The 6,001-nt window shown below is 71.9% G+C and carries 7 protein-coding genes and 1 pseudogene; all 8 read left to right on the top strand.

Features of this window, described 5'->3' with window-relative positions:
- Nucleotides 1-40 precede the first annotated feature (40 nt).
- Nucleotides 41-310, top strand: a complete 270-nt coding sequence (locus IE98_RS0115565) for an acyl carrier protein (RefSeq protein ID WP_030269267.1) — start codon at nt 41-43, stop codon at nt 308-310.
- A gap of 17 nt (nt 311-327) precedes the next feature.
- Nucleotides 328-1,113, top strand: coding sequence for a 3-oxoacyl-ACP reductase FabG (gene fabG, locus IE98_RS0115570; RefSeq protein ID WP_030269270.1), 786 nt, complete (start codon nt 328-330; stop codon nt 1,111-1,113).
- A 26-nt stretch (nt 1,114-1,139) separates the two neighbouring features.
- A complete protein-coding gene (locus tag IE98_RS0115575) occupies nt 1,140-2,087 on the top strand; it encodes an aromatase/cyclase (protein WP_030269272.1) in 948 nt (315 codons plus the stop codon).
- Nucleotides 2,088-2,092: 5 nt separating this feature from the next.
- The gene (locus IE98_RS49080) at nt 2,093-3,583 is read left to right on the top strand and encodes an FAD-dependent monooxygenase (protein WP_030269274.1); all 1,491 of its coding nucleotides are present in this window, start codon (nt 2,093-2,095) and stop codon (nt 3,581-3,583) included.
- A 73-nt stretch (nt 3,584-3,656) separates the two neighbouring features.
- Nucleotides 3,657-4,421 carry an SDR family oxidoreductase gene (locus IE98_RS49085; protein WP_030269276.1) on the top strand — a complete coding sequence of 255 codons (765 nt, stop codon included), beginning with the start codon at nt 3,657-3,659 and terminating at the stop codon, nt 4,419-4,421.
- 120 nt (nt 4,422-4,541) lie between these two features.
- Nucleotides 4,542-5,114 (top strand): NADPH-dependent FMN reductase, encoded by a 573-nt coding sequence (locus tag IE98_RS0115590; protein ID WP_030269278.1) that lies wholly within the window; start codon nt 4,542-4,544, stop codon nt 5,112-5,114.
- A 61-nt stretch (nt 5,115-5,175) separates the two neighbouring features.
- Nucleotides 5,176-5,835: a 4'-phosphopantetheinyl transferase family protein gene (locus IE98_RS0115595; RefSeq protein WP_159400924.1), complete on the top strand. Its 660-nt coding sequence runs from the start codon at nt 5,176-5,178 to the stop codon at nt 5,833-5,835.
- Nucleotides 5,828-6,001: pseudogene (locus tag IE98_RS47920) on the top strand (methylmalonyl-CoA carboxyltransferase); the annotation flags it as partial. The gene IE98_RS0115595 and the pseudogene IE98_RS47920, both read left to right, overlap by 8 nt.

The following is a 6,001-nucleotide window of genomic DNA, read 5'->3' on the forward strand; positions in this document are numbered from 1 at the left end:
CCACGACCCACGCAATGACATCCAGGAAGGACACACGGACATGCCGAACACCGAGTTCACCATCGACGACCTGAGGCGCATCCTCCGCGAGGGCGCGGGGACCGAGGAGGGCGTCGACCTCGACGCGGACATCCTCGACACCGCGTTCGAGGAGCTGGGCTACGAGTCGCTCGCGCTGCTGGAGACGTGCGGCCGGATCGAGCGCGAGTACGGAGTCACGCTGGACGACGACGCGCTGGCCGGGGCCGGGACGCCGCGTGCGCTGCTCGAGATCGTCCACGGCCACCTCGTGACCGCCCACGCCGGCTGATCGACACAGGAGGAGACATGGATCAGCACGAGCAGCGGGTGGCCCTGGTCACCGGTGCCACCAGCGGGATCGGCCTCGCCGTGGTGCGGACCCTCGCGGCCCGGGGACACCGGGTCTTCCTCTGCGCACGCAGCGCGGAGAACGTGAAGAACACCGTCGAGGAGCTGCGCGCGGAGGGCCTGGACGTCGACGGGACCACCTGTGACGTGCGGTCGGCCGAGGACATCAAGGCCTTCGTGGCGGCTGCCGTCGCACGCTTCGGCCCGGTGGACGTCCTGGTCAACAACGCCGGTCGCAGCGGCGGAGGGGTGACCGCGGAGCTGACCGACGACCTGTGGGCCGACGTGATCAACACCAACCTCAACAGCGTGTTCCTGGTCACCCGCGAGGTGCTCACCGCCGGCGGCATGCGCGCGAAGGCGACCGGACGGATCATCAACATCGCCTCCACCGCGGGCAAGCAGGGCGTCGTCCTGGGGGCGCCGTACTCCGCGTCCAAGCACGGTGTCGTCGGCTTCACGAAGGCGCTCGGCAACGAGCTGGGTCCGACCGGCATCACCGTCAACGCGGTCTGTCCCGGCTACGTCGAGACCCCCATGGCGGAGCGCGTCCGGCAGGGGTACGCGAGCGCCCTCGACATCTCCGAGGAAGCCGTCCTCGAGAAGTTCCACGCCAAGATCCCGCTCGGTCGTTACTCGACCCCCGAGGAGGTGGCCGGGCTGGTGGGCTACCTGGTCTCGGACACCGCCGCCTCGATCACTGCGCAGGCACTCAATGTCTGCGGAGGGCTTGGCAACTACTGAGCAGCACCCGAGCGCAAGGAGACACCATGTCCGACCGGGGAACCAGCCGGGTGGAGCACACCGTCGAGGTGGACGCGCCGGCATCCGACATCTACCGCCTGCTGGCGGAGGTCGAGAACTGGCCGCGGCTCTTCCACCCGACCGTCCATGTGGATCACCTCGAACGGGGTGAGCAGACCGAGCGGATCCGGATCTGGGCCACGGCCAACGGCGAGGCCAAGAGCTGGACGTCCCGCAGGCAGCTCCGTCCCGAAGAGCTGCGCATCGACTTCCGCCAGGAGGTCTCCGCCCCGCCGGTGGCCGCCATGGGCGGGTCGTGGATCATCGAGCCGCTGTCCGACACCACCTGCCGGATCCGCCTGCTGCACGACTACCGGGCCGTGGACGACGACGCGGAGGGCCTCGCCTGGATCGACCGGGCGGTCGACCGCAACAGCCGGTCCGAGCTGGCCGCGCTGAAGGTCAATGCCGAGCTGGTGGTCGGGGCTCCGGACGACCTGCTGCTGTCCTTCCAGGACTCGGTGCGGATCGACGGCTCGGCCGAGGACGTCTACGACTTCCTGGACCGGGCGGACCTCTGGACCGAGCGGCTGCCCCACGTGGCCGAGGTCGAACTGACCGAGGACACCCCCGGGCTGCAGCGGCTGACGATGGAGACACGGGCCAAGGACGGCTCCACGCACACCACCAGCTCGGTGCGCGTCTGCTTCCCCCGCGAGCGGATCGTCTACAAGCAGACCGTCCTCCCCGCCCTGATGACCCTGCACACCGGCTACTGGCTGCTGGAGGAGGACGGCGACGGCGTCACCGCGACGTCCCAGCACACGGTGGTCATCAACGTCGAGAACATCGCCGCGGTCCTCGGCGACCGGGCCGGCGTCGCGGACGCCCGGCAGTACGTGCAGGGTGCCCTGAGCACCAACAGCCGGGCCACCCTCGGGTACGCCAAGGGCTATGCCGAGGGTCGGGTCTGACGGCGGTGTCCGAGACGCAGACGGACGTCCTGGTCGTCGGGGCCGGCCCCGTCGGACTGATGCTGGCCGGTGAGCTGCGGCTCGGCGGGGCTCGCGTGGTCGTCGCCGAGCGGCTGACCGCGCCGACCACGGAGTCCCGGGCGTCCACCCTGCACGCCCGCACCATGGAGATCGTCGACCAACGGGGCCTGATGCCGGAGTTGGGCGAGGTGGCCCGCGACGGCACAGGACACTTCGGCGGCATCCCGCTCCCCCTCGGCGGGCAGCCGAGCCGGTACGCCGGGCTGTGGAAGGTCCCCCAGACCCGGATGGAGGAGATCCTCGGTGCCTGGGCCACGGGCCTGGGGGCCGACGTGCGCCGCGGCTGGGAGCTGACCGGGGTCGAAGAGGACGGTGACTCCGTGGCCGCCGTCCTCCGCCGCCGGGACGGCTCACTGACCCGGCTGCGGGCCCGGTACGCGGTCGGGTGCGACGGAGAGAAAAGCACTCTCAGGGGGCTCGCCGGGTTCGAGTGCGTCGGGACGGCCGCCGGCCGGGAACTGCTCCGGGCCGACGTGGCGGGCATCGACGTGCCCGACAGGAGGTTCCAGCGGCTGCCGAGGGGGCTCGCCATCGCGGCGCGCCGCCCGGACGGCGTCACGCGCGTCATGGTGCACGAGTTCGGCCGACCCGCGGTGTCCCGCCACGCGGAGCCGGACTTCGACGAGGTGGCCGGCACCTGGGCTCGCGTCACCGGTGAGGACATCGGCCGGGGCACGCCCCTGTGGATCAACTCGTTCGGTGACGCCAGCCGTCAGGTGACGCAGTACCGCCGCGGCCGGGTGCTGCTGGCCGGGGACGCCGCGCACGAGCAGATGCCCGTGGGCGGCCAGGCCCTCAACCTGGGCCTGCAGGACGCGGTCAACCTGGGCTGGAAGCTCGCGGCGACGGTTCGCGGCTGGGCGCCTCCGGGCCTCCTCGACAGCTACCACGAGGAGCGGCACGCGGTCGGCTCCCGGGTGCTGTCCGACATAGCCGCCCAGGCCGCCCTGCTGCTCGGCGGGCCCGAGGTGGAGGCGATCCGCTCCGTCATGAGCGGTCTGCTCGGCCTCGAAGCGGTGCGCGACCGCCTGGGCGCGGGGATCAGCGGGGTCGGGATCCGGTATCCCGTGGAGGGTGCCGACCACCCGCTCCTGGGCGCCCGGCTGCCGCACGCCGAACTGGTCACCGAGGCGGGCGAGTCCGACACCGGCGCGCTGCTGCGCTCCGGGCGGGGACTCCTGCTCGACCTGGCACCCGGGTCGACCGGCCACGCAGAACTGCGGACCGTCGCGTCCGGCTGGGCCGACCGGGTGTCCGTCGTGGCGGCGGAACCACGACCGGGTGACACCGCGGTGCCGGCCGCCGCCGTCCTGGTCCGTCCCGACGGGCACGTGGTGTGGGCCGACGGCGGCGAGCAGCGGCTGCGGGAGGCGCTGACCCGCTGGTTCGGCCTCCCCCGGCCCACCCGACAGTGACAGACCCCTTTCCGGCCGGGCTCCCGTGCGCTGCGCACGGGGTCGCCGGCCCCATTCGACGAGGAGAACTCCTGTGAAGCGACTTGCCGGCAAGACCGCCCTGGTGACGGGTTCGAGCCGCGGCATCGGCCGTGCGACGGCGACGCGGCTCGCCCGTGACGGGGCGACCGTCGCCGTGCACTACGCGAACAACGCCGACGCGGCCAAGGAGACGCTCGCTGCCATCGAGGCCGAAGGGGGACGGGCCTTCCCCGTCCAGGCGGAACTGGGTGTGCCCGGCGACGTCGACGCCCTCTTCCAGGGCCTGACGGCAGGACTGCGCGAGTTCACCGGGAAGGAGGAGCTGGACATCCTGGTGAACAACGCCGGGGTGATGGGCGGGGTCAAGCCCGAGGACCTCACTCCCGAGGTCTTCGACCGGCTGATCGCGGTCAACGCCAAGGCGCCGCTCTTCCTGACCCAGCGCATTCTGACGGTGATGCCGGACGGCGGACGCATCATCAACATCGGTACCGGTCTGCTGCGGTACGCCAACCCGGACGAGGTCGCCTACGCCATGAGCAAGGGCGCGCTCGACCAGGTCAGCCTGCACCTCGCCCGGCTCCTCGGCCCGCGGAACATCACCGTCAACACCGTGTCGCCCGGCATCACCAACAACGGCAGCCCGGTCTTCGACATCCCGGAGGCCCGCGAGTTCATGGCCAACATGAACGCCTTCAAGCGGATCGCCGAGCCCGAGGACGTCGGCGACGTCGTGGCCTTCCTCGCCTCCGACGACGCGCGCTGGATCACCGGCACGTTCGTCGACGCCAGCGGCGGCACGCTGCTCGGCGGCTGACCGGCCGCACGAACCCGGCACGTACGGGCCGGCCGGACGAGGTCGGCCCGTACGTCCCGTGCGAACGCACTCACCGCGGACGCGCAACCCTGTCCCCCCTCGCCCCGTGACGGGAGAGTCATGTCACCAGCACGTCTCCGCCTCGCCGTTGTCCTCGGAAGCACCCGTGAGGGACGCCTGTGTCCGACGATCGCGTCCTGGTTCGCACGGCAGGCCGGCCGGGTCGACGCCTTCGAGGTCGACGTCGTCGACCCGGCCGGCCTGGACGTTCCGGTGGCGCTGTCGCCGCAGCCGCCCGCGCAGGTGCAGGCGCTCGGGAGGCGGCTGGAGGCTGCCGATGCCTTCGTGATCGTCACGCCCGAGTACAACCACAGCTTTCCGGCCCCCCTGAAGTCCCTCATCGACTGGCACTACGTCCAGTGGCGGGCCAAGCCGGTGGGATTCGTGTCCTACGGCGGGTTGGCCGGCGGCCTGCGGGCAGTGGAACAGCTCCGGCCCGTCTTCGCCGAGTTGCACGCCGCGACCATCCGGGACACCGTCAGCTTCCACAACGCCGCCGACCTCTTCGACGATGCCGGCGAACCCCGGGAGCCGGCCGGCTGCACCGCCGCCGCCAAGGTCATGCTCGACCAACTCGTCTGGTGGGGCGATGCGTTGCAGCAGGCGCGGCGGGATCACCCGTATCGGTACTGATCCGATGACGGCTCCGACCACACCCTGTCCGCCAGCGGCTGCCGCGGCGTCGCCGGGCGGGGTGGACCTCTGGCTGGTGCGGCCCGACCAGCTCCCGGACCGGGACGAACTCGCCGCGCTCGACGAGACCGAGAGGCGCCGGGCGATGTCCTTCCGGCGCCCGGCGGACCGCGCGCTCTACGTCTCGGCGCATCTGGCACTGCGCCGCCTGCTCGCGGCGCACCTCGGCAGTACCCCGCAGGAGGTGCTCCTCGTTCGTGACCGAGGTGGCCGGCCGGCCCTCCCCGGTGATCCGCCCCCCCTTCACTTCTCGCTGTCCCACAGCGCCGGGCTCGCGCTGCTGGGTGTGGCACCCGTGCCGATCGGGGTGGACGTCCAGCGGATACCCCCGCCGTCCACCGTCGACCTGTGCAGCCTGCGCTTCCACCCGGCGGAACAGGCCGAGTTGGCGGCCCAGCCGCAGTCCGCCAAGGCGCGGTACTTCACCTGGCTCTGGACGCGCAAGGAGGCGTACCTGAAAGGGATCGGCGTCGGTCTGCGACGCTCGCTGGCCGCCGACTACCTGGGGGCCGGTGGGCCGGCGGCTCCGGCCGGCCCGGCGGGTTGGACGGTGGCGGACGTGCCCTGCGAAGACCACTACGTGGCGTCCGTGGCCGTACCGGCCGGGGCTTCGCTTCCTGTCACCCTGCGCCGGCTTCCAAGGAGTGTCGACCATGACTGATCTCCCGTCCTCCACCTCGTCCTCGACCGTCGGGACTTCGCGCCATCGGGTGGCGGAGTTGAACGCCCTCCGGGAGCAGGTCCGGCGTGGTCCGAGCGAGAAGGCCACCGAGGCCCAGCACGCGAAGGGCAAGCTGACCGCCCGCGAGCGGATCGACCTGCTGCTG

The sequence above is a fragment of the Streptomyces sp. NRRL B-24484 genome (assembly GCF_000717715.1).
Taxonomy (GTDB): Bacteria; Actinomycetota; Actinomycetes; order Streptomycetales; family Streptomycetaceae; genus Kitasatospora.